The sequence below is a fragment of the Saccharibacillus alkalitolerans genome, assembly GCF_011090185.1.
Taxonomy (GTDB): domain Bacteria; phylum Bacillota; class Bacilli; order Paenibacillales; family Paenibacillaceae; genus Saccharibacillus; species Saccharibacillus alkalitolerans.
Map to the genome: position 1 here is coordinate 85,945 of NZ_JAAFGS010000003.1, position 22,396 is coordinate 108,340.

The 22,396-nt window shown below is 54.6% G+C and carries 24 protein-coding genes; all 24 read right to left on the minus strand.

What is annotated here, in order from left to right; all coding sequences use genetic code 11:
• Positions 1–52: 52 nt before the first annotated feature.
• Positions 53–700, minus strand: coding sequence for a translation elongation factor Ts (gene tsf / locus GYN08_RS09105; RefSeq protein ID WP_166273910.1), 648 nt, complete (start codon positions 698–700; stop codon positions 53–55).
• Between the two features lie 139 nt (positions 701–839).
• On the minus strand, positions 840–1,538 hold the full coding sequence (rpsB, locus tag GYN08_RS09110) for a 30S ribosomal protein S2 (RefSeq protein ID WP_166273911.1): 699 nt from the start codon (positions 1,536–1,538) through the stop codon (positions 840–842).
• A 271-nt stretch (positions 1,539–1,809) separates the two neighbouring features.
• A complete protein-coding gene (locus GYN08_RS09115) occupies positions 1,810–2,565 on the minus strand; it encodes an endolytic transglycosylase MltG (protein WP_166273912.1) in 756 nt (251 codons plus the stop codon).
• Positions 2,565–3,146: a hypothetical protein gene (locus GYN08_RS09120; protein ID WP_166273913.1), complete on the minus strand. Its 582-nt coding sequence runs from the start codon at positions 3,144–3,146 to the stop codon at positions 2,565–2,567. The genes GYN08_RS09115 and GYN08_RS09120 overlap by 1 nt, the downstream gene beginning before the upstream one ends.
• A gap of 54 nt (positions 3,147–3,200) precedes the next feature.
• Positions 3,201–3,521 carry a hypothetical protein gene (locus GYN08_RS09125; protein WP_166273914.1) on the minus strand — a complete coding sequence of 107 codons (321 nt, stop codon included), beginning with the start codon at positions 3,519–3,521 and terminating at the stop codon, positions 3,201–3,203.
• Between the two features lie 48 nt (positions 3,522–3,569).
• Positions 3,570–4,973, minus strand: coding sequence for a DUF342 domain-containing protein (locus GYN08_RS09130; RefSeq protein WP_166273915.1), 1,404 nt, complete (start codon positions 4,971–4,973; stop codon positions 3,570–3,572).
• Positions 4,974–5,044: 71 nt separating this feature from the next.
• Positions 5,045–5,833 carry a FliA/WhiG family RNA polymerase sigma factor gene (locus tag GYN08_RS09135; RefSeq protein WP_166273916.1) on the minus strand — a complete coding sequence of 263 codons (789 nt, stop codon included), beginning with the start codon at positions 5,831–5,833 and terminating at the stop codon, positions 5,045–5,047.
• Positions 5,834–5,835: 2 nt separating this feature from the next.
• A complete protein-coding gene (locus GYN08_RS09140) occupies positions 5,836–6,297 on the minus strand; it encodes a hypothetical protein (RefSeq protein ID WP_166273917.1) in 462 nt (153 codons plus the stop codon).
• A gap of 3 nt (positions 6,298–6,300) precedes the next feature.
• Positions 6,301–6,798, minus strand: coding sequence for a chemotaxis protein CheD (locus GYN08_RS09145; protein WP_166273918.1), 498 nt, complete (start codon positions 6,796–6,798; stop codon positions 6,301–6,303).
• On the minus strand, positions 6,791–7,417 hold the full coding sequence (locus tag GYN08_RS09150) for a chemotaxis protein CheC (protein ID WP_166273919.1): 627 nt from the start codon (positions 7,415–7,417) through the stop codon (positions 6,791–6,793). Before GYN08_RS09150 ends, GYN08_RS09145 begins: the two co-directional genes overlap by 8 nt.
• Before the next feature lie 3 nt (positions 7,418–7,420).
• Positions 7,421–7,882 (minus strand): chemotaxis protein CheW, encoded by a 462-nt coding sequence (locus tag GYN08_RS09155; protein ID WP_166273920.1) that lies wholly within the window; start codon positions 7,880–7,882, stop codon positions 7,421–7,423.
• A 133-nt stretch (positions 7,883–8,015) separates the two neighbouring features.
• Complete coding sequence (locus GYN08_RS09160; RefSeq protein ID WP_166273921.1) at positions 8,016–10,103, minus strand: chemotaxis protein CheA; 2,088 nt, start codon at positions 10,101–10,103, stop codon at positions 8,016–8,018.
• A 29-nt stretch (positions 10,104–10,132) separates the two neighbouring features.
• Positions 10,133–11,635 carry a chemotaxis protein CheB gene (locus GYN08_RS09165; RefSeq protein WP_166273922.1) on the minus strand — a complete coding sequence of 501 codons (1,503 nt, stop codon included), beginning with the start codon at positions 11,633–11,635 and terminating at the stop codon, positions 10,133–10,135.
• Positions 11,636–11,668: 33 nt separating this feature from the next.
• Positions 11,669–12,565 (minus strand): MinD/ParA family protein, encoded by an 897-nt coding sequence (locus tag GYN08_RS09170; protein ID WP_166273923.1) that lies wholly within the window; start codon positions 12,563–12,565, stop codon positions 11,669–11,671.
• Positions 12,562–13,986, minus strand: coding sequence for a flagellar biosynthesis protein FlhF (gene flhF / locus GYN08_RS09175; RefSeq protein ID WP_166273924.1), 1,425 nt, complete (start codon positions 13,984–13,986; stop codon positions 12,562–12,564). Before flhF ends, GYN08_RS09170 begins: the two co-directional genes overlap by 4 nt.
• Positions 13,983–16,016: a flagellar biosynthesis protein FlhA gene (gene flhA, locus GYN08_RS09180; protein ID WP_166273925.1), complete on the minus strand. Its 2,034-nt coding sequence runs from the start codon at positions 16,014–16,016 to the stop codon at positions 13,983–13,985. Before flhA ends, flhF begins: the two co-directional genes overlap by 4 nt.
• A 23-nt stretch (positions 16,017–16,039) precedes the next feature.
• Positions 16,040–17,128 carry a flagellar biosynthesis protein FlhB gene (gene flhB / locus GYN08_RS09185; RefSeq protein ID WP_408015054.1) on the minus strand — a complete coding sequence of 363 codons (1,089 nt, stop codon included), beginning with the start codon at positions 17,126–17,128 and terminating at the stop codon, positions 16,040–16,042.
• 25 nt (positions 17,129–17,153) lie between these two features.
• On the minus strand, positions 17,154–17,954 hold the full coding sequence (fliR, locus tag GYN08_RS09190) for a flagellar biosynthetic protein FliR (protein ID WP_166274422.1): 801 nt from the start codon (positions 17,952–17,954) through the stop codon (positions 17,154–17,156).
• Between the two features lie 12 nt (positions 17,955–17,966).
• On the minus strand, positions 17,967–18,236 hold the full coding sequence (fliQ, locus tag GYN08_RS09195) for a flagellar biosynthesis protein FliQ (RefSeq protein WP_166273926.1): 270 nt from the start codon (positions 18,234–18,236) through the stop codon (positions 17,967–17,969).
• Positions 18,237–18,273: 37 nt separating this feature from the next.
• Positions 18,274–19,047, minus strand: coding sequence for a flagellar type III secretion system pore protein FliP (fliP, locus tag GYN08_RS09200; protein ID WP_166273927.1), 774 nt, complete (start codon positions 19,045–19,047; stop codon positions 18,274–18,276).
• On the minus strand, positions 19,044–19,586 hold the full coding sequence (locus tag GYN08_RS09205; RefSeq protein ID WP_166273928.1) for a flagellar biosynthetic protein FliO: 543 nt from the start codon (positions 19,584–19,586) through the stop codon (positions 19,044–19,046). The genes fliP and GYN08_RS09205 overlap by 4 nt, the downstream gene beginning before the upstream one ends.
• 16 nt (positions 19,587–19,602) lie before the next feature.
• Positions 19,603–19,968 (minus strand): response regulator, encoded by a 366-nt coding sequence (locus tag GYN08_RS09210; RefSeq protein ID WP_087800886.1) that lies wholly within the window; start codon positions 19,966–19,968, stop codon positions 19,603–19,605.
• A gap of 28 nt (positions 19,969–19,996) precedes the next feature.
• Entirely contained in the window at positions 19,997–21,325 is a 1,329-nt protein-coding gene (fliY, locus tag GYN08_RS09215; RefSeq protein ID WP_166273929.1) for a flagellar motor switch phosphatase FliY, read from the minus strand.
• Positions 21,315–22,313 (minus strand): flagellar motor switch protein FliM, encoded by a 999-nt coding sequence (gene fliM / locus GYN08_RS09220; protein ID WP_166273930.1) that lies wholly within the window; start codon positions 22,311–22,313, stop codon positions 21,315–21,317. Before fliM ends, fliY begins: the two co-directional genes overlap by 11 nt.
• Between the last annotated feature and the right edge of the window lie 83 nt (positions 22,314–22,396).

Consider the following 22,396-nt stretch of genomic DNA (forward strand, 5'->3'; position numbering starts at 1 on the left):
TGTTCCCCCATACACAGAAGCTGTGATTGATCTTTAGTTACTTGCCGAAAAATTACTTAACTTGAGCCATAACTTCTTCGACGAAGTTGTCGACTTTTTTCTCGAGACCTTCGCCCAGCTCGAAACGAGCGAAGCGGCGGATGGAGATGTTTTCGCCGATCGTGCTGATCTTTTCGTTCAGCAGCTGCGAGATCGTTTTGTCCGGGTCTTTTACGAAGCTCTGTTCCAACAGGCAGTTTTCTTCGTAGTATTTGTTGACGCGGCCTTCGACCATTTTTTCGACGATTTTTTCCGGTTTGCCTTCGTTCAGCGCTTGAGCCTTCAGGATTTCTTTTTCCTTCTCTACGACTTCGGCCGGAACTTCTTCGCGGCGCACGTAGAGCGGGCTCGCAGCGGCGATGTGCATCGCGATGTCGCGCGCGAAGTTTTTGAACTGTTCGGTTTTGCCGACGAAGTCCGTTTCGCAGTTGATCTCGACCAGAACGCCGATGCGGCCTCCGGCGTGGATGTAGGATTCAACCGTGCCTTCCGTAGCGGCGCGGCCGGCTTTGTTCGCTGCTGCGGACAGGCCTTTTTCGCGAAGCAAGTCTACGGCTTTGTCGATGTCGCCGTTTGTTTCTTCCAGCGCTTTTTTGCAATCGAGCATCCCTGCGCCCGTTCTTTCACGAAGTTCTTTTACTGCACTCGCATTTACTGCCATTGTGGATTCCCTCCAAAAGTTAAGTATTGGTTTTCGAGCTTATATCCCTAAAAAAAGGGCGGTTAAGAGGCTATTCACCACCAACCACCCTCTTTTTTTAACTCTGCATGTTCAGGCACCGTTTCCGGTACAGCCGAACTTATGCAGTCGTTTGTTCGCCTTGGTTTGCTTCGATTACCGCTTCAGCCATTTTACCAGTCAGCAGTTTAACAGCGCGAATCGCGTCGTCGTTGCCCGGGATGACGTAGTCGATTTCGTCCGGATCGCAGTTTGTATCAACGATACCTACGATCGGAATATTCAGCTTGCGCGCTTCGGCAACCGCGATGCGCTCTTTGCGCGGGTCGATGATGAACAGCGCGCTAGGGAGTTTCTTCATGTTCTTGATGCCGCCGAGGAACTTCTCGAGGCGCTCTTTTTCTTTGCGGAGCAGGATAACTTCTTTTTTAGGCAGCACTTCGAAAGTGCCGTCCTCTTCCCAAAGTTCCAGCTTTTTCAGACGGTCGATCCGCTTTTGGATCGTTTGGAAGTTGGTCAGCGTGCCGCCGAGCCAACGCTGGTTGATGAAGTACATGCCGCAGCGTTCCGCTTCTTCTTTCACGGAATCCTGAGCTTGTTTTTTGGTACCTACGAACAGGATCGTACCGCCTTCACCGGCCAGGTTTTTAACGAAGTTGTACGCTTCGTCAACTTTCTTGACCGTCTTTTGCAGGTCGATGATGTAGATTCCGTTTCTTTCTGTAAAAATGTAACGGTCCATCTTCGGGTTCCAACGACGAGTTTGGTGACCGAAGTGTACGCCAGCTTCGAGAAGCTGTTTCATGGAGATAACTGCCATTCTCCATACACCTCCTAATGGTTTTTGTATGATGTCCCTCCGCCGAAATCATTTCCCGTGGAGACTCCGCCCTGGGCGAAGCACCTTCCGCGGAATTAATCGGCGTGTGTTTTAACACCGTTGTTTAGTTTAGCATAATCGGGTGTGCTTCGCAATCCCCGACGAACAATATTTTCACGGCTTCGGGGCAGGATACGGACGGGTACGAAAAAAGAGAAAAAGCCGGAAAATCCTTTCGGAAGTCCCGGCCTTGCATCCATATTATTCGTTATTATTCGTTTTTGGGCGTCGAAATTTCGCGGATGATCGCCTCGTAGGAATCTCCGGACTCGAACGAGTAGTTTCCGATTTGGAGCTTGGCGCTCACTCCCGCCTTATCCGCCTGCCGCTGGAATTCCGCGGCATCGCCTACGATGCCCGAACGTTCCAGCGCCTGCGCCACGGCTTGAAGGTTCATGCCGCGTTCGATCTCGAACGTAACGCGGGACGATTCCGCAGCGTTCGAGCGCTGCGGCTGTACAGCGTCGGACGAAGTCGGTTCCTTGGGTGCCGTCGGCGCCTCGGCCGTCTGCTTCGAATCGGCGGCGTTCGCCGGTTTTTGCGGAGAAGAAGGCTTATTCGCTGCGGAAGATTCCGGCGCGGAAGGTTTCTCGGTCGCCTTGTTCGTCGGCGCCGAAGCGGCTGGTTTCTCTCCGGATTTCGGCGCTTCGGCCGGTTGGGACTCCGGCTTCGCCGGCGCTTCCGCCGCCGGTTCCTCCGCCTTGTCCGCCGCTGGAGTTTGCTCGTCTCCTTCGGCGGGAACGGAAGAATCATCGGCCGTTCCGGCGGCAGGCTGCTCCGAAGCGTCGGCCCCGGCGTCTCCCGCAGGTTCTTCTCCGCCCGCATTGCGCTGTTCGTTCGCCGTGGACTCCGCGGCCGCGGGCAGCTGCTCGCGGCCGCTCTGGGCAAGCAGCATCAACTGCAGCAGCAGCGCTCCCACGATAATTCCGATTCCCAAGCCCAGCATAAAAAAGCGATTTTTAAACACTACGCATCCTCCCTCTTCGCCAAACGCAAAATCAGCTGAATTTCGCCTCGCTGCAGCCCGGTGGCCTTGGCGATCGCATCAACTGACTTTCCCTGGTCGTGAAGTTCAAAAAGCTGAGGATAACGGCTCCGGACGGACTCCTCGGGCTCTTCCTTCGGATTGTCCGTTCCCTGCTCCGCCGCGTTCTCGATCGCTGCGCTGCTGATCCGTTTGCCCGTTTCCTGCTGAGGCGCGGATGCTTCCGGCATCGAAACTTCGGCGTAAGAGAGCTGTTCGATGCGTGCTTCATGCTTGCCGGCCGTCCGTTCCATCTCGGCCAGCCTGCCTCGCATCTCCGCAACCTGCTCCTGCAGCGCCAGCTGCTTCGCTCCGGTCTCCTGCCGAATCTGCACCAGCAGGTTGACGAGATCGTCGTTTTCTTTCTCCATCTCCATCATATATTGTTCGAGAGTTTGTTCCACTTCGCGTACGACACGGTCGCTGCCGGCAGCCGGCTTCCCCGTCCTGTCTTTCGGAATCAGGAAAGCGTATACGACTGCCGCTGCACCGAGCAGAACCACGTAAAGCCAGGCATCGTTCATCTTAGGTTCCTTTCTGTCTGCACGATAAACGTCGCATTTCGCGCAATCCCTACCTCACAACGACAAATCCAGATGTTTCCCTTTAAAAGGATGCGGGGCGGAGGAAGGACGCACTTCGACCACATGTTCCGTTCGGCCGCGCTCTCCGCCCGGCTGCTGCTCCTGCTGCCGGCCGCCTCCGTCGCCTTCTTTTCGAATATGGGCGTCCGAGGCTTCCGCCGCGGGCGCGCTGCGATGCCGGGCTCGATCAATCTCCGCGCTTGCCTGTCCGGCAAGCCGTTCCTGATCGATCAGAGGACGCTGAAGCTGCTCGTGCTGCATGCGGCTTGTTTCCGGAGCGCGGTGAACCGCTAATTGAACTTCGATCGCTTTCATAATCGGACACTCCCGTCCCTCTGATTTCGCCCGGCCGTACGCCGGAAATTAACGGTTAACCGACATTACGATGTCTCCGTTCGCATACTGGAACGACACTTTATAGGTGGTCTCTTTCAAAAATTTGGTATAGCGCCCGATCACGATCTTGGCGCCTCCGTAAATCGCGTCGTTGACGACGACTTTGGCCCGCCCCGTATCTTCAAGCACCTGTTCGATTTCGAAAATGCGTTCCTTGGTATGTGCCCGGTCCTGCTCCTGCTGGCGCTTCGTGACGCTTAATTTGGCGCGCAAAGCCAGCTTATCGGGGCTCAGCGTTCCCGCAAGCGCCATTTGGTCCAGCAGTCCCAGCGCCTGGGTCGTTTTTTGCATATTGTCGGCGGTTTCCCGCAGTCGTTTATGTAGGTCCGCCAATTCGTTGCGAAGATTCGGCAGCACGCCTACTTCGATTGCGGTGGCCGTCGCCATGCTGTTGCCGATTGTCCGTGCGGTGACGCCTTCGCCGGCTTGAATATGCCCTCCGACGATCAACCCCTTCGTCCCGCTGCAGATGACGCTTTTCCCGGCTCTGACTTCGGAATGCAAAATACTTTGGGAAACCATGACATTTTCGCCGGCCTCCACGTTTCCGTCCTGAATAAACGAGCTGGTCACGTTTACTCCGGCTTTGACGATTCCTTTATGGTAACCGATGATTCCTCCGGAAATTTCGATCGATCCGTCCGCAAACAGTTCGGCGCCTTCGACGCCTCCTCGCACGCGAATATCGCCGGCCGCTTTGACCCGGAATCCGGGCAGCACGCTGCCGCGAATGACGACCGTTCCCACAAAGTCCACGTTACCCGTGCTGTAATCGACGTCGCCGTGTACTTCATAAACGGTAAACACGTTGATTTTCCCGTTATCCGTACTGCTGACCATGCCGTCGATCGTCGCGTACATCGATGTATGATTTTCGTCCACCACGACGTTTTTTCCAACTTTAAAACGCGCTTCCTTACCGGGCTTGAACGGAACCTCTTCTCCGGTTACCGCGGTGCCCGGCGTGCCTGCTTCCGCAGGATAACGCCTTGCCAAAAGCTGGCCTTTATTGACGTTGCTCAGCCGAATTAATTCTTTATAATCGACCTGCCCGTTTTCTTTCTCCGCAGGTTTTGCTTCCCCGTTTTGATCAAACAGCATCTCGATGCGGCCGTTCCGTCCGTCTACGGCCGGAGTCCCCCGGGCAATTTCCACTTCTTCGAAAAAGTAACTTTCCGGCGAAGCGGCGAATCTGCGGATCTGCTCGTCCAACAACCCGAAGCGGACATTTTGATCGTGCAGAAATTGCCTCAAACTCTCTTCCGTACAGGCAAAACCTTCTTCAGGCTTCGCAAAACGAAGACGAGCCGACATCTTGGATGCTTCAATTGCAACGACGAGATGACGATCCAAAGCCAAATGCTCTACCACGGACAACCCCTCTTTTCAACTCAACTTTGCTTGTTGGCGGCAGAAGCGCTCCCGGCGTCTTCTATCCGACCTTAACGATCCTGCATGAGCAGGCCTTTTTGCTTGTCCAGCGTTCCCCGCAGACGCAAAATCGCCTTGGAGTGCAGCTGCGAAATCCGAGACGGCGACAGCGACATGACTTCGGCAATCTCGCTGAGCGACAGATCTTCGTAATAAAGCAGCGAAATGACGATCCGCTCTTTCTCGGTCAGCTTTTCGATTCCTTTAGCCAGCGCATCCTTCAAGTAAAATTCGTTGACTTTGTGATCCGGATTTTTTGCTTTTTCGTCAACCAGAACAGACAGCCGCGTTTCCGATTCTTCTTCCCGAATCGGGTCTTCCAGAGAAACCAGCGACATGACCGAGACATCCTGCAGCATTTGCTGGAATTCTTTCTCGGACACCCCCAAAAACTCGCTCATCTCTTTGTCCGATGCGCCGCGCATATTTTCCTGCTCCAACTTTTGATAAGCTTCCTCGATCTTTTTCGCTTTTTCACGAACCGAGCGAGGCACCCAGTCTCCCTGCCGCAGCCCGTCCAATATGGCGCCGCGAACCCGCCACGAAGCATAGGTTTCGAACTGCAGGCCGCGCTTGTAATCGAATTTTTCGATCGCGTCGATCAGTCCCATGACTCCGTTGCTTGCCAGGTCGTCTTTGGAAACGTTTTTCGGGAGTCCCACCGCAAGCCGTGAAGAGACGTAATCGACAATGGATAAGTGATTCTCGATCAGTTTCTTCTTGGCCTCGATATCGTTATGCTCTTTCCAGCGGATCCATAAATCCAGATGGTTTAACTGACCGGATTTGCGTTCATCCATTGCTATCTCCCTCCTTCATCCTCCGTGAGATGACGTACGGCTTTCGCCAGTTCTTCGGGGTCTTTCTCTTTCGTCGATACGAGCTTCGGCGGATTGAGCGGCTGAAATCCGTTTTCTTGAACCGTTCGCTCTTCGATGTGTCGAGTCTTATCCGCATCCGGCTTCAATAAATCATTCAGTTCGTCGCTTTCATCCGGCGTCACCATATCGAGTCTGGCGCCGCGAACTTCTTCGTTCGCAGCCAGGTCCGGCGGCAAAGAGCCGCCGCCTGTCTTGTTTTTAGGCAGCGGCTCGAGAGCCCCGAGCACGATGCGAAAAAGAAACGCCAGGAGAAACCAGACCGCCGCTCCGATGCCTCCCCGAATCAAACTGGTTACGGGAAGATTGGTTCGGACCGCAAATAAAAAAGTAATAACAAATCCGATCAAAGCGAATATCAGATTAACTCGTATGGTTCCCTTCATCAGCTACAATTCCTTTACCCCTTTTTGAACACTGCGTATAGTCAAAATTCCGGTTTCCGAACTGATTTCGATCGTTCGTCCGTAATTGGCACCCGTATCTTCGGCCTGCAGGGAAATGCCCAACTTCTTCAGCATTTCTTTGCAGGACTCGACGTTTCGGGGACCGATACGCATCGTGTCGCCGCTGCCGGCAAACGCAAACATCTGGGCGCCTCCGGCCATTTTGGCGATTAAGCGGCGTTTAACCGCTCCCAACTCGACCAATTTGTCCACCAGAACCGGAAGAGCCGTATCCGCATACTTGGCGATATTGACCTGGCTCTCTCGTGCAATGTCCGATGAAGGAAGCATGACGTGAGCCATGCCGGCTACTTTGATCTGCGGATCGTAAAGCGTCAAACCGACGCAGGAACCGAGTCCCGTCGTACGAAGAATTCCGGAATTCCCGACTACGTTCAGATCAGCCATGCCGACTTTAACCAAATTTTGCGCGTCAGTCATTGTCAAACGGAACTCCAAGCGCCGCAAAAATTTTATCGAACGATTCGGGATCCGGAATGAGGAAAAATTGCCCCTCGACCTCATCGTTGCCTTGCACGAAAGTCGTATCGATCAGCAGGGCCGCGTCGCCCATCTCGCCGAACTGGATCATGCCGTAGCTGAGAATCGCACCGGCCATGTCGAGCGCAAGCGCCGGCACGGTAGGCGACATCGCCAGGTTGGTAAAATCCGCCAACGACGACAGGTACGAACCCGCCAAAATATTGCCGATCTCGCCGAGAGCCGACTGCTCCATCTCGGTCAGATCCAATCCATCCGTCGGCACGAATGCCCCGAGCCGCTGAAGCAGCGACTTGCCGGCCTCCGGAGCCATAATGTAGAACAGATTGCCGGGCGCATCGCCTTCGACCCGGAAGAAGACGGTCAGCACGATTTTTTCCGGGCCGCCGACTTTCTCCGCGATATCTTCGAACGGAAGGATTTGAACTTTCGGAACGGCCATATCGATCGGTTTATTCAGCAGTTGCGATAACGCTGTGGCAGCGTGGCCCGCACCGATATTGCCGACTTCCTTCAGAACGTCGAGCTTGAACCCTTCCAGCTTCGAAAAGATTTCCATGCTTTAGTCCTCTAACTGCTCGAGGTGCGCCACTTCACCCCGGTTTAATACTTCCGCCAAATTCAGCATGATCAGCAGGCGATCATCGCCGACTTTGGCGACACCGTCCAGGTACTTCGCCTTGACTCCTCCGACGACTTCGGGTGGAGAATCGATGCTGTCGCGGTCAAGGTCAACCACATCGTTTGCTGCATCGACAATAAAACCGACTTCCATTTCGCCGACCGCAACGATAATGATCCGAGTTTGATCGTTGTATTCCGTCTCCTCGAGATTGAAGCGTCCTCTCAGGTCGATGACCGGAATAACCACCCCGCGCAGGTTGATGACGCCTTTAATGAACGAGTAAGTCTTCGGTACGCGGGTGATCGGCATCATGCGTTCGATTGTACGCACTTTATCCACGTCGATACCGTACTCTTCATTACCCAATGCAAACACAATTACTTTAATTTGTTCTGCCACAAAAAATCCCCCTTTATTGGGCCTGTTTCCCTGCCCGCATTAACTGTTCCTTCTGTCGATTCCGGCTTTCGAGATCCCGAATCAAGCGCCGGCCCTTATTTCGAGTTGAAATTGCCCCGGCGCTTGGCCCCCACTACTTGATCAGCGCGTTCGGATCCAGAATCAAAGCTACCTGACCGTCCCCGAGAATGGTCGCGCCGGAGATGCCGCGAACTTGAGGCAGGTATTTGCCCAGGTTTTTGATGACGACTTCGTTTTGGCCGATGAACGAATCGATGGCCAGCGCCGCCAGGCGGTCTCCTTTGCGGATGACGACGATCTCTGTTTCTTCTTCGTCGTCCTCGCTGTAGTCCGGAGCATCGAAGAAACGGCTCAGCGACATAAGCGGAATATGCGCATCGCGGTAAGGAATCAGCTTGCTGCCGTGCACGTTGCGGACCTGCTCCTTGCGGATGATCCCCGTCTCCACGATCGACGACAGCGGAATTGCGTATTTTTCGGAACCCAGACGGATCATCATCGCGGAGATGATCGACAGCGTCAGCGGCAGCTGTACGGAGAACAACGTGCCTTCGCCGAGCGTCGACGTAACCGTCACATGGCCTCCGAGCGAAGCGATTTTGGATTTGACGACGTCAAGGCCTACGCCGCGGCCGGAAATGTCGGAAATTTTCTCCGCCGTGCTGAATCCTGCCGCAAAGAGCAGTTGGTAAACCTGTTCGTCGGTCATCGTGCGGGATTCTTCTTCCGTCACGACTCCTTTTTTGATTGCCGATGCCAGTATCTTGTTGCGATCGATCCCCTTGCCGTCGTCTTGAATTTCGATGAAGACATGGTTGCCGCTGTGGAAAGCACGCAGATTAACCGTTCCCGTTTCCGGTTTGCCGGCGGCGATCCGTTCGGCGATCGATTCGATACCGTGGTCGACCGAGTTTCTCAGCAGGTGCACGAGCGGATCGCCGATTTCGTCGATGACGGTCCGATCGAGCTCCGTCTCCGCACCCGTAATGACCAGATCCAGCTTTTTGCCCAGCGACTTGGCCAAATCCCGTACCATCCGCGGGAAGCGGTTGAATACGGTATCGATCGCCACCATCCGAAGCTTCATGACAATGTTCTGCAGGTCGCTGCTGACACGGCCCATGTGCTCGACCGACTCGGTCAGTTCCTGGCTCTTAATCTCGGTCGCCAGCTGTTCCAGACGTACGCGGTCGATCAGCAGCTCGCTGAACAGATTCATCAGTACGTCCAGACGTTCGATATCCACCCGGATCGTACGCGACGGCGCGGCGACGATCTTTTTGGCCGCAGCAGGCTGCTTTTCTTTGTCGCCGGCAGAAGCCGCCGTCTGGTCCGCCGCGGGCAGCTCTGCGGACGTCTCTGCCGCAGGCGCGGTTTCCGAGGCTTCCGCCTCGCTTTTCGCAGCCAGTTGAGTCAGCGTATCGGAATCCACCGGCACCAACTTCGCTTCCTCGATTTCGGACAAGTTCAAAATCATCGTGCGCAGTTCCTGCGGATCTTTTTCCGTAATGAAGTAAAGGGAGAAGCTGCGATCGAATTTCTCCTGCTCGATTTCCTGAACGGTCGGATGCGACTTCACGACTTCGCCGCTGCGTTCCAGCAGGTCGAATACCATGTAAGCCCGCGCCGCCTTCAGCTGGCAATCTTCCCGAATGGAAACTTCGATATACAGCACGCGATGTCCTGCCGCCAACGACTGTTCGAGAATCGAATACTGGAATTCGTCCAGCTGAACCTGTTCTTTGGAAACTGCGGGTCCGGAAGCGGCCGGGGATGCGGCGGCTTCCGCCGAAGCGCCGCCGGCTTCTCCGCTCGGCACTTCGCCGCGTACGATCGCCTGCAGGGCAGCCACGATCGAGGAGACGTCGGCTTTGCCTTCGCCGCCTTGGGTAATGTCCTGAACCATGGCTTCGAGCGCGTCAAGGCTCTTGAAAAGGGTGTCAAAAATAAAGTTTTGCATTTTCAGCTTGTCGTTACGAACCAGATCGAGCACATTCTCCATCTGGTGGGTCAGAGCGGCCAGGTCTTCGAAGCCCATGGTAGCCGCCATCCCTTTCAACGTATGCGCGGAACGGAAGATAACTTGTACGATACCGATATCTTCCGGGCTTCCTTCCAGTTCCAGCATTTTTTCGTTCAACGATTGCAGATGATCATTCGACTCATCAATAAACATGGATAGATACTGATTCATGTCCATCGTGAGACACCTCCTCCATTAAAGTGCAGTTAAGTTTTAACGACCTGGTTCAATTTTGTTGCAATTTGCGGCAGAGGAAGCAGATGCATCACGCAGTTTAATTCGGCGGCAGACCGAGGCATGCCGTAAACCACGCAGGTTTCTTCGCTTTCTGCAATCGTGGTGGAAATCCCCGAGTCGTACAGCTTTTTCATTTCTTTGGCCCCATCGCTGCCCATGCCCGTCATGATGACCGCATGCCGGCGAATCTCGTTCATCGGCAGAATGGAGTCGAACATGGCGCCGACCGAAGGCTTATGCCCGTTCTGCGGCGGAGCGTCGGACAGCTCAATCGCATACTGTCCGCTGCCCGTACGTTTCACGAGCAGATGCTGCGCTCCCGGCGCGATATACGCCGTGCCTTTGCGCAGCGGCATGCCGTGCTGCGCTTCCACGACCTCCAGCGGGCTCAGCGTATTCAAACGCTGCGCCAGCGAGTGGGTGAATTTCGGCGGCATATGCTGCACGATGACGATCGGGGCCGGGAAGGAAGCCGGAATATTTTCCAGCAGTTCCTTGAGCGCCCGCGGCCCGCCCGTCGAACAGCCGACCGCGACGATCTGATCGATATGATCGCCGCCCTGCGAGCGCGAAGCGGCCGGCGGGGCAGCCGAACGTTCCGGCGCTTTCGGAGCTTGGCTCTTCGGCGCGGGAGCCGGCGCGGAAGACGGCTTTCTGGCCGGAGCGGCCGATTCGTTCCGCGGCTGCGGCTTGTCCGCCGGAACGGACGGCCGGGAAGCCGTCGGCCGCGCAGCGGCCGGGCGCTCGGTTTTTCTCTCTTCGCGAACGCTCGGCGGCTGCGCCGACGGACGAACGGAAGGCTGAGGTGCCGGAGCCGGCGGCGTTTTCGGTTTCGGCGCCGGAGAAGCGCTGCGCGGCGGAGCGGAAGCGGCGGGCGGCGAATCTTTGCGCGGCCGGGCTTCCGGAACCGGCGTTTCGTTTTTCGGACGCGGCGTTTCGGGCGCCCGTTCTTCCCGCTTCCCGGTTTCGGCGGGCGGTACGTCCGCCGAAACCGGAAGTTCGGGAGCCGGGCTCTCCGCAGAAGCCGATCCTACGGCCGGCGGCGAAGACGGCTTGTCTTTCCTCCAAGAGGAATCGTGTACCGCCGCATGAAGCTGGCGGAGGAGCGCTTCGCCGACCGCTTCGATATCCTGCGAGCTGGACACCGAGGGCTTGCGAATAAAATCGAATGCGCCGGCTTCCAGCGCCATGATCGTTTCGCGCACGCCCTCTTCGTTGATGCCCGACAGCATGATGACGGGCAGCGGATATTCCCGCATGATATGCTGCAGCGATTCCAGTCCGTTCATTTCCGGCATTTCGACGTCCATCGTTACGATGTCCGGTTTGATTTTTCTGACTTTTTCGACGGCTTCTCGTCCGTTTTTAGCCGTGTCGACTACGGAAAACGATACGTCTTTTTCGATCAGGTCGGTTACGATCTTCCGCATAAAGCCTGAATCGTCGACCACAAGCACGCGATATGGCGTCATGTCCTCAACTCCTGTCCTGCTCCAGAATCAGTTTCACCGTTTTAATAGTTTGCGCACAAAACCTTTGATTCCTTTCGGCGAATCGGCTCGAACCTGTAAGGAATGCTGCGTGTAACGAAGCGCCAGTTCTTGGATGTCTTTCGAAGCCTGACTGTTTGGAAATCGGATAGAGAAAGGCGTCTGCTTCTTGACCGCCTGGCTTACATGGGGATCGTCGCTGACATGGCCGAGAACCGGGATGTCCAACCGCAAAAATTTCTCGGCGACGAGCCGGATCTTGTCCGCCGTCTGCTGCGCTTCCCTGTAATCCGACGCCCTGTTGACGACCAGCCGGAAGCGAGCTTCGCTCTCCAGATCGTGAACGACTTTGACAAGTGCGTAAGCGTCGGTAATCGAAGTCGGCTCCGGCGTGGTCACCACGATGCATTCGTCGGAGGCCGTAATGAATCGGATGGTCTCCTTGGACAGTCCCGCCCCGGTATCGAACAGAACGTAATCCATGTCCTGCGCGATTTCCTCGATCTGCCGGGTAAAATACAGCAGATCTTCCTCGGAAAGCGAGAAGAGTTCGGTCAGGCCGGATCCGCCTGCCACAAAGGGCAGCGAATTCGGTCCCGTTTGGATAATCTCGCTCATGCTTTTTTCCCTTTTCAGCAAATGAAACAAGTTGTACTGCGATCGGACGCCCATAAGGACGTCGATGTTGGCCATTCCGATATCGGCGTCGAATACAAGCACCCTTCGTCCCAACTTCTGAAGTTCAAGAGCGAAATTCAAGGTGAAATTCGATTTCCCGACACCCCCTTTTCCGCTCGTCACCGCAATGATATGCGCTGTTTTTCCCGAGGGTCCGGAGGTTTCCGTCTGTTTCGACGGGTCGGTGCGAAGCGAGGAAATCAACTCCCTGAGCGCCGCGGCCTGATCAGTCATAAGCTTTGTTCTCCCAGCAGGACGTCGGCGAGCAGGTCTCCGCGGGGAAGCAGCAGATCATCCGGCACGTTTTGTCCATTCGTGATGTAAGAATACTTAAGCGGATAACGATACAGCAAGCTGAAGATGCTTCCAAAGCTTCCGGTTTCATCGGCTTTGGTGAAGACGACTTTGTCGAGCTTGTACTGGTTGAAGTTGTCGGTAATTTCGGCCATATCCATAAATTTGGACGTCAGGCTCAACACAAGGTACGTCTCGCTGTATTCGGCGGGAGCGATCAAAGCTTGAAGCTCGGACACCAGCAGTTCGTTTCGATAATTTCGCCCGGCGGTGTCCATCAGAATCAGATCGCAGCCTTCAAGTTTTTGAAAAGCGCGCTGCAGGTCCCCCGGAGATTGCACGACTTCGAGCGGGACGTTGAGGATCGACGCATAGGTCCGAAGCTGTTCGATCGCGGAAATGCGGTACGTATCGGAAGTAATAAACCCGACTTTCCGCTTTTTCTTGAACATCTGCTCGGCGGCCAACTTGGCAATGGTGGTCGTTTTCCCGACCCCGGTCGGTCCGGCCACGTAAACGATACGCGTCTGCTCGTCGATGCCTCCCCCTTCCCGCGTCTCGGCAAAGCTGCGAATCTTTTTCCGCAGTTCATCCGCGGAAGCTTCGGAGTACGTCTGTTCTTCTCCCTCCCGCACCGCATTCAGCCACTCCTCGATCAGGCCTTCGTCGACATGCTGTTCACGCAGGCGTTCAATCAGCCGTTCCAAATTATCGGGCAGCGGTTCGATTTCGTCCTTTTGTTTGGAAAGCTTGTCGATCATTATCTTCATCTGATGCAGCTCTTGGTATAGGCGATCCTCCTTGGCCAGAACCTGCTCGCCTTTGTGCTCGCGCACGCTTTTTTCAAGCTGCAGCTGCTGCTCGGCCTGCCAACCCGGGGCTGTTTCTTTCGGAAGGATCGGTCCGTTTTCCGGAAACGCCGTGGACAGAACGCTCCCGTTAGTAAAATTATCGGAAGATTGGGGCTCAGGTTTTATATATAGGTTCCCCGTACCTGAGCCCGAGGGCTCAGTTTCTTCATTTTTTTCGATTTTCGGCGCCGTTTGCACCGATTTTCCGGTAATCTGCTCCGGATTTGCCGAAGCGCTCGCTTTTCGGTAAGCGCCCGCTCCCGCGCTGCGAGGAATAGCTGCCGGAACGGGCAGCGGAGCCGCCGCGGCATTCGCCTGCGCAGGCTCCGTTTCTTTTTTGTCGTTTTCCAGCGCCGCCACGACTTCCAGCTTTTTTTTGCCGAACAAGCCGAATACGCCGCCTACTTTTGTTTCCTTCGTGCTTAGAATGACGGCGTCCGATCCGAGGTCGGTACGAATCTTCTGCATCGCTTCAATCATCGTTTCCACTACGTACCGTTTCACGATCATAAATTCACCACTCCGACACTTTGAATTTCGACGCTCGGTTCAAGTTCGCTGTAAGAAAGCACCGGGATGTCCTGCATCGTTCGTTCGATGATTTGGCGCATGTACATGCGAATCGTCGGCGACGCGAGCAGAATCGGCTGTTGGCCCGATTGAATCGCCCGGTTAACCTGCTCGGTCAGCTTCTGGTATACCGTCTGCGTGGATACAGGATCGAGTGCCAGATAACTGCCCTGTTCGGTCTGCTGCACGCTTTCCGCGATTTTCTTTTCGAGGTTCGGCCCGACGGTAATCACGCGCATCGTTTCCCCCTGCTGCGTAAACTGCTGCGTAATCTGGCGGGAAAGCGCCTGCCGCACATACTCCGTCAAAATATCCGGATCCTTCGTATAGGTCCCGTAGTCGGCCAGCGTTTCGAAAATCGTCACCATGTCGCGGATCGAAATTTTTTCTTTCAACAGTTTGGCCAATACCTTTTGAATGTCTCCGATCGCCAAAACCGAAGGGATAAGCTCGTCGACCAGAACCGGATAATTCTCTTTGAGGTTGTCGATCAACGCTCTCGTTTCCTGACGGCCCAGCAGCTCGTGCGCATGACGCTTCACCAGTTCGGTCAAGTGGGTAGCGACGACCGAAGGCGGATCGACGACCGTATAGCCGGACAGTTCCGCCCGTTCCTTGGTCGCTTCGTCGATCCACAGGGCCGGAAGGCCGAAAGCGGGCTCCATGGTCTCGATGCCGGTGATGCTCTCGTCGTCGAAGCCCGGGCTCATGGCGAGGTAATGGTTCAACAGCAGTTCGCCCCGGCCGACGATATTGCCTTTGATTTTGATAATATACTCGTTCGGCCTCAATTGAATATTATCACGAATCCGGATGACCGGAACGACCAATCCCAATTCTAACGCGCACTGCCTGCGAATCATGATGATCCGATCAAGCAGATCGCCTCCCTGCTGCATATCCGCCAGCGGAATCAGGCCGTAGCCGAATTCGAATTCGATAGGATCCACCTGAAGCAGGCTGACGACGCTTTCCGGGCTGCGCACTTCCTCGATCTCCTGCTCCTCCACCTGCATTTCCTCGGCAACCTGCTGTTTGTTCAGGTTCGTCTGCATGCGCCGGGCGGCGTAGAAGAGCAGGAGGGCCAACGGCAGCGTCGAGAACAAATGAATCGGAGTCAGGAAACCCAGAAGGGCGATGGCGATAGCCACGATGTACAGCAGCTTCGGATAAGAAAACAGCTGACCTACCACGTCGTCGGCCAGGTTGCCTTCCGAAGTGGCGCGCGTGACGATCAGACCAGATGCCGTGGAAATCAGCAGCGCCGGAATCTGGCTGACCAGACCGTCCCCGATCGTCAGGATCGAATACGTCGACAGCGCGTCCGAAAACGGCATTCCGTGGATGGTCATCCCGATAATGAAACCGCCGACCAAGTTGATGATCAGCAGGATGATACTGGCGATCGCGTCGCCTTTGACGAATTTACTCGCACCGTCCATTGCGCCGTAGAAGTCCGCTTCGCGCTCGATTTTAGAACGTCTTTCCCGCGCCTGCTGCTCATTGATCAGGCCTGCGTTCAGATCGGCGTCAATGCTCATCTGCTTGCCAGGCATCGCGTCGAGCGTAAAGCGCGCTCCTACTTCGGCTACGCGTTCCGAACCTTTGACAATAACGATAAATTGGACAGCGACCAAAATCAGGAAAACGATGAAGCCGATCGCGATCTCGCCGCCGGCCACGAACTTGCCGAACGTCTCGACGACCGAGCCGGCATCGGCTTGACCGAGAATCAGCTTGGTCGTCGAAATGTTAAGCGACAGCCGGAACAGCGTCGTAATCAGCAGCAGCGCCGGGAAGATGGAAAATTGGAGCGCTTCTTTGGTACTCATCGCGAGCAGCATGATCAGCATTGCGCCCGCAATATTGATAACGATCAGGACGTCGAGCAGCCAGGTGGGAATCGGCAGAATCATCATCAGGACGATTGCCAGCACCCCGGCAAGAACCACTATGTCCGTTTTCTTCATAATTTTTCTCCCTCCGGGCTCGATTACTTCACTTTCCCTTTTAACTTATATACATAAGCCAGCACTTCGGCCACCGCCTGAAAGAGATCCGCGGGAACCGTGTCCCCGATCTCCGCCTGGGCGAACAAAGCGCGTGCCAGCGGCTTGTTTTCCATAATCATGACGCCGTTTTCTTTTGCGATCTCCCGAATCCGCAGCGCGACGAAATCCTGTCCTTTGGCCACGACTTCCGGAGCCTGCATCTGCGTACCGTCGTATTTGAGCGCTACCGCATAATGCGTCGGGTTGGTAATGATGACATCGGCGGTCGGAACGTCCTGCATCATCCGCTGCATCGCCATGCGGCGCTGCCGTTCGCGGATTTTGCCTTTGATCATCGGATCGCCTTCCGCTTTTTTATACTCGTCTTTGATATCCTGTTTCGACATCCGGATGCTTTTCTCGAATTCGTATTTCTGATACATATAATCGAATGCCCCCAAGATAAGGAGGGCCGAGCCGATCTTGATACCGAGCGACAGAGTGACCGAACCCGCAAACTGCAAAGTGTCTTCCAGCGACATGGCATGAAGCTTGGAAATGGTATCCAGTTCTCCCTGCAGCGTGCTGTATACAAGAAAACCGATTATCGTCATTTTCAGCAACGACTTTGCCAATTCGACCAGCGACCGCAGGGAAAAAATATTTTTGAACCCCTTGATCGGATCGAGTTTGCTGAATTTGGGTTTGAGTCCCTCGCTTACGAACAAAAGTCCGTATTGGCCGAAGCTGGCCGCGATGTCGATAAAAATGACGGCGATGAAAATGGGAGCGAGCAGCTTCATGATCTCCAGCATGTACTGCATCATCATATTCATGACATTGTCGATCGTGATCTCCATGTTCATCCGGTTTGCGAATACGTCCGTGAACAGGTGCGTAATGACCGTACGGAAGTTGTCCCCGAAAATCATCAGAATCGCGATGGACACAAGCAGAACGCCAGCTCCCGGAAGCTCCTGGCTTTTTGCGACCTGGCCCTTTTTTCGGCTTTCGTCCCGCTTTTTCGGCGTCGCTTTTTCCGTCTTCTCGCCGGCAAACATCTGGAGGTCGAGCGTATGCCTAAGCTCCAATCTTCCTGCCTCCTCTCGCTGTCCGTCATGAACCGGCCGAACCGGGCCGCTCTCCGACCGTTCCCAAAAATCCCTGCATGGTTTCGGCCATCAGCGAAAACAAATGATCGAAAATGTAAGACAAACTCGGCATCAGCAACAAAAGTAAAAGAAGCCCTACTATAATCTTGATCGGAATGCCGATAACAAAGATATTGAACTGCGGAGCCGTCTTTGCAAGGAATCCGAGTCCCACGTCCGTCAGAAACAAAGAGACGACGATGGGAGCCGCCATTTGGAAAGCAAGGATCATGGCTGCCGCAAAAGCTTTTAAGAAAAATTCGGTCAGGCTGCCGTTGTAAATCTCGACGAAAAGCCGATTGTCGATCGGAACCCAGTTGTAACTGTAGACGATGGCGTCAAGCAGCCTATGGTGTCCGTTCATCGACAGGAAAAGAAGCATGGCGATCATGTACTTGAATTGTCCCGTAAGCGGAGTAACCGCCCCGGTCGTCGGATCGAATACGGTCGCCATCCCGAAGCCGATCTGGATATCGAGAATCGCTCCCGCGATCTGAACGGCAATCAGCATCAAGTTCGCGACATACCCCAGCATCAGTCCGATCAGAATTTCCCGTATGATCAGCAGCACGTAACCGCCGTCGAACGCGGCCGTCTGGTTCGTCCCGAAACTCAAGTAAACGAGCAGCGCCACCATCGTCGCCAGCCCCACCTTGAACCGGGTCGGCACGTTGCGCGAAGAAATCAAAGGCGCCACGACGAAGAAAGACGTAATTCGGCAAAACATAAGCAAAAACACCGGAAAAGCCTGCATCAAATTTATCATCATCGACCGGCCTTACCCGATATACAAATACAGGTTATTCAAAATATTGTACGTAAAATCGACGAGCGTATTCAGGATCCATGGACCGAAGATCAAAATCGAAAGCATGACGGCCACGATCTTCGGCACGAAAGCGAGCGTTTGCTCTTGAATCTGCGTCGTCGCCTGGAATACGCTGACAATCAGGCCGACTGCAAGGCCCAGAATCAGCATCGGGGCGCTGGCCTTCAGCACGACATACACGGCTTGGCCGGCGAGACCGATAATGAAATTTGAATCCATGTCGTTTCCCTCCCGAATTCATCCGATCTTCAGCGGCTCAGCCCGAATTGAAACTGAGAAGCAGCGACTTGACGACCAGATACCAACCGTCCACGAGCACGAACAGCAAAATTTTGAACGGCAGCGAAATAACGGTCGGCGGAAGCATCATCATCCCCATCGCCATGAGCGTACTGGATACGACGATATCGATCACCAGAAAAGGAATGTAAATCATGAAGCCCATCTGAAAAGCGGTCTTCATCTCGCTTATGGCGTAAGCCGGAACCATGACCGTCAACGGGATATCTTCGAAGCTTTGAGGCTTTTCGGCTCCCGTGTAATCCATGAACAGCAGAAGGTCTTTCTCCCGTGTATGCTTGAACATGAATTCCTTGATCGGCACGGACGCTTCGTCCAGCGCCTCCATCTGCGTCAATTCGCCCCGGATATAAGGCTGAAGGGCCGTATCGTTAATGGACGACAGCGTAGGAGACATGATAAAAAGAGTCAAAAAAAGTGCCAGTCCCACGAGCACCTGATTCGGCGGCATTTGCTGCGTACCGAGCGACGTTCTGACGAAACTGAGCACAATAACGATGCGTGTAAAGCTCGTCATCAAGACCAGCAGAGCCGGCGCGATGCTGATAACGGTAATCAAAAGAAGGACGGACAACGTGCTTGTTGCGGGCGCGCCTTCCGAATCCCCGCCTATCTGAAGATCGATATTCGGGATCGGATTCTCCGTGCCGGTCGCATGCGCGGACGGCAGAATGTGAATGAACGCGACAGCAAGCAGCAGAACAAAGGTAATCGTTAACTTTTTTTTCATGGTTCCCTCGATCGGTCAGCAGATTCCTCTTTTTCCAACAAATCGTCAACCTTGCGCCGGCGATCTGTGGCTTCCTTCAGCCTGCTCTCGAACAGCTGTTGGAACGAAGCCGCTTCAAGCTCTTCCGCTTCCGCGGGAGCGCTGGAACCGCTTCGGAATCTGGATGTGAATTTCTCCGCCCAGGCGGGCAGAGTCAGGTTCGGACCGGCACTTTCCTGCTCCAACGCCTCGATCAGTTGCTCCACTTCTTCGGTTCCGGAGACTTTGTCGATCAACGAGATATCCTCGCCGACGCCGATCAAATAAATGCTGCCGCCGATTTGGACGATCTGCAGCGATTTATTTTGGCCGAGGCCGACTCCGCCGAGTGTACGGACAGAGCGGCCGCCGAACCAGCCCCGATTTCTTTTGCCCAAGTAGCGGATCAAAAAAACAATAAGGGCGACAATTGCAATCAGGACGAAGATGACCCATACCAGATAAGAATATACGCCGGTATCCGCCGTGAAGTTCGGCTGCTCTTCGTTCAATAAAAACATAGGCGTGGTTCCCGTCTTAGGCGCCGAGGGTTTTGTTGATAGCCTCGATAACGCGATCGGATTGGAACGGCTTTACGATGAAGTCTTTTGCGCCCGCCTGAATGGCGTCGATAACCATCGCCTGCTGACCCATTGCGGAGCACATGATGACTTTTGCGCTCGCATCGAGCTTTTTGATTTCTTTGAGGGCGGCGATTCCGTCCATTTCCGGCATCGTGATGTCCATCGTGATCAGATCCGGTTTAAGTTCCTTGAATTTTTCCACTGCTTGGGATCCGTCTTGAGCTTCCCCCACGACTTCAAAGCCGTTCTTCGTCAAAATATCTCTGATCATCATGCGCATGAAAGCTGCGTCGTCCACGATAAGAATACGGTTTGCCATTGATTAAAAATCCTCCCTGTCGAATGCGTTATTGTAAGTTTTGAATTCGGTCCCACTGACTGACGATATCCGTAACGCGTACGCCGAAGTTTTCGTCGATAACGACCACTTCCCCCTTGGCGATCAGCTTGTTGTTGACCAGGATGTCGACCGGTTCGCCGGCAAGCTTGTCGAGCTCGACGATGGACCCCTGGGACAATTCCAGAATATCTTTAATCTGTTTGCGGGTCCTTCCTAATTCTACGGTGACTTTAAGGGGAATGTCCATCAATAATCCTAAATTATTTTCATCCGATGGACTGTATCCTCCGTTCTGAAGATTGCCGAACTGCACCGGTTGAACGTTGACGTTGCGCCCCGCGCTGCCGTAATGGTTCGGTTGAGGCGGCTGCTGCATCGGCATTTGCCCGTAACCCGGATAAGGCATGCCGTAATCCGGCTGCTGGCCCGGCATCCCGTACCCCGGATAAGGAGCCTGCTGCGGCTGTCCCGGCATTCCGTACGGAGGCATTCCCTGCTGCGGCGCGGAAGCCGCATAAGGATCCGGATACGGATTGTTCTGAACGGGAGGCTGCTGCATCTGCGGTTCCGGCGCGGGAGAAGGCGCCTGCGGCGCGGCGGCTTGCGGCTGCGGAGCCGGCGCGGCAGGTTCTTCTTCCGCCGGTGCTCCTCCGAGAAGCATTTCCACCATGTTTTTCGCGAAGTCAACCGTGATCAGCTGCATGATCGTCGAATCGATGAGATCCCCGATCAGGAGCCGGAAAGAAACTTTGATCAGCGTTTCATCCATCGGAAGATTGCTGACCCCGTCCCCGTTGCTGACATCGAGAATATCGATAGCCGGAGGCGATATGTTGACAAAGCGGTTGAAGATGGTAGACATGGACGTCGCGGAAGAACCCATCATTTGGTTCATGGCTTCCTGCACGGCGCTGATATGGATTTCGTTCAGCTCTTCATCCTGCGGATTCCCTTCCCCGCCGAGCATGAGATCGGCGATGATCTGGGCGTCTCTCGTTTTGATAACCAGAGAGTTGATCCCTTGGAAACCGTCGACATAGTTCACGTGCACGGCGACATGCGGTTTCGGAAACTCCGATTCGAATTGGCTTCTTGTGATAATCGATACTTTCGGCGTCGTGATGTCGACTTTGCGGCCCAGCAGAGTGGATAACGCCGTCGCGGCACTGCCGAATGTAATGTTGCCGATTTCACCCAGGGCGTCCTGCTCCAGCGAAGTCAGGAAATCGTCGACCGTCTTGTCGGCACCGGCCGAGGGCGAGCCTTCGTCGTCCGATTCGGACTGTCTCAGCAATGCATCGATTTCTTCCTGGGACAAATAATCTTTACTCGTCAAATTCCTCAACTCCTTCGTTGACGATCTCGTCGATTTGCACGGCGACCCGGTCTTTGATCATACCCGGGCTTCCGATGAATTTCAGTTTTTCCCCGACCCTAATGGCGAGACCTTCTTCCGTTGCTTTGTTCAGCGTAATGACGTCTCCCGGGGCCAAACTGAGAAATTCGCGAATCGTCAGCTGGGATTGGCCAAGTTCCGCAATGAACGGAAGTTCGGCTCGCGTTACCCGTTCTCGCAAAGCTTCGAGTTCTTCCGGAGCGCGCGCCTTTTTTTGCGAAACGAACCAATGATGCACGGACAGTTTGGACATGATCGGCTCGATCACGACGTGCGGGATACACAAGTTGATCATCCCGCTCGTCTCGCCGATTTTGGTGCTCAGCGAAATCAGCGCGATCGTTTCGTTGGGCGATACGATCTGCATGAACTGCGGATTGGTCTCGAGCGCCTCCATTCGCGGAGAAAGGTCGTAGACCGTCTTCCAGGCATCCTGCAGATTTTCCAGGGCCCGGCTGAAAATCCGTTCCATAATAATGGTTTCGATTTCGGTCAGCGCTCCCGGTTTTAAGGGCGCCGTACCGCTGCCTCCCAGCATCCGGTCCACCATCGTAAATGCGATGTTGGGATGCACTTCAAGCACCATGCGGCCTTCGAGCGGCTCCGCTTCGAAAATGTTCAGAACGGTCATTTTCGGAATGGAGCGAATAAATTCGTCGTAAGGCAGCTGTTCGACCTGTACGACGTTAATCTGAACGAAGGTACGGAGCTGGGCGGAAAAGTAAGTGGTCAGATTGCGCGCAAAGTTTTCGTGGATTCGCGTTAAACTGCGAATATGATCTTTCGAGAACCGTACGGCCCTTTTAAAGTCGTAGGAACGAATTTTGCGCTGCGTCTCTTCTTTTTTGAGTTCTTCCGCGTCCATTTCGCCCGAGGAAAGCGCGGCTAATAGAGCGTCGATCTCGTTCTGGGATAATACATCAACCAAACCTTTCACCCCCCTCCCATAAACACGGCCGCCTCCAAAGGCGCGGCCTTGAACTTAAGCGGCGAACTCCGGCGCCGTGCGAA

Excerpts from the sequence above, each read along its gene's own strand:
- GYN08_RS09205 (WP_166273928.1), bottom strand. The coding sequence starts at position 19,586 with ATGTTTTTATTGAACGAAGAGCAGCCGAACTTCACGGCGGATACCGGC.
- rpsB (WP_166273911.1), bottom strand. The coding sequence starts at position 1,538 with ATGGCAGTTATCTCCATGAAACAGCTTCTCGAAGCTGGCGTACACTTC.
- GYN08_RS09120 (WP_166273913.1), bottom strand. The coding sequence starts at position 3,146 with ATGAACGATGCCTGGCTTTACGTGGTTCTGCTCGGTGCAGCGGCAGTC.
- fliQ (WP_166273926.1), bottom strand. The coding sequence starts at position 18,236 with ATGGATTCAAATTTCATTATCGGTCTCGCCGGCCAAGCCGTGTATGTC.
- GYN08_RS09140 (WP_166273917.1), bottom strand. The coding sequence starts at position 6,297 with ATGAAGGGAACCATACGAGTTAATCTGATATTCGCTTTGATCGGATTT.
- flhA (WP_166273925.1), bottom strand. The coding sequence starts at position 16,016 with ATGAAGAAAACGGACATAGTGGTTCTTGCCGGGGTGCTGGCAATCGTC.
- GYN08_RS09210 (WP_087800886.1), bottom strand. The coding sequence starts at position 19,968 with ATGGCAAACCGTATTCTTATCGTGGACGACGCAGCTTTCATGCGCATG.
- tsf (WP_166273910.1), bottom strand. The coding sequence starts at position 700 with ATGGCAGTAAATGCGAGTGCAGTAAAAGAACTTCGTGAAAGAACGGGC.
- fliR (WP_166274422.1), bottom strand. The coding sequence starts at position 17,954 with ATGATAAATTTGATGCAGGCTTTTCCGGTGTTTTTGCTTATGTTTTGC.
- GYN08_RS09170 (WP_166273923.1), bottom strand. The coding sequence starts at position 12,565 with ATGACTGATCAGGCCGCGGCGCTCAGGGAGTTGATTTCCTCGCTTCGC.
- flhF (WP_166273924.1), bottom strand. The coding sequence starts at position 13,986 with ATGATCGTGAAACGGTACGTAGTGGAAACGATGATTGAAGCGATGCAG.
- GYN08_RS09135 (WP_166273916.1), bottom strand. The coding sequence starts at position 5,833 with ATGGATGAACGCAAATCCGGTCAGTTAAACCATCTGGATTTATGGATC.
- GYN08_RS09150 (WP_166273919.1), bottom strand. The coding sequence starts at position 7,417 with ATGGAAATCTTTTCGAAGCTGGAAGGGTTCAAGCTCGACGTTCTGAAG.
- fliP (WP_166273927.1), bottom strand. The coding sequence starts at position 19,047 with ATGAAAAAAAAGTTAACGATTACCTTTGTTCTGCTGCTTGCTGTCGCG.
- GYN08_RS09145 (WP_166273918.1), bottom strand. The coding sequence starts at position 6,798 with ATGACTGACGCGCAAAATTTGGTTAAAGTCGGCATGGCTGATCTGAAC.
- GYN08_RS09125 (WP_166273914.1), bottom strand. The coding sequence starts at position 3,521 with ATGAAAGCGATCGAAGTTCAATTAGCGGTTCACCGCGCTCCGGAAACA.
- GYN08_RS09165 (WP_166273922.1), bottom strand. The coding sequence starts at position 11,635 with ATGACGCCATATCGCGTGCTTGTGGTCGACGATTCAGGCTTTATGCGG.
- GYN08_RS09160 (WP_166273921.1), bottom strand. The coding sequence starts at position 10,103 with ATGGACATGAATCAGTATCTATCCATGTTTATTGATGAGTCGAATGAT.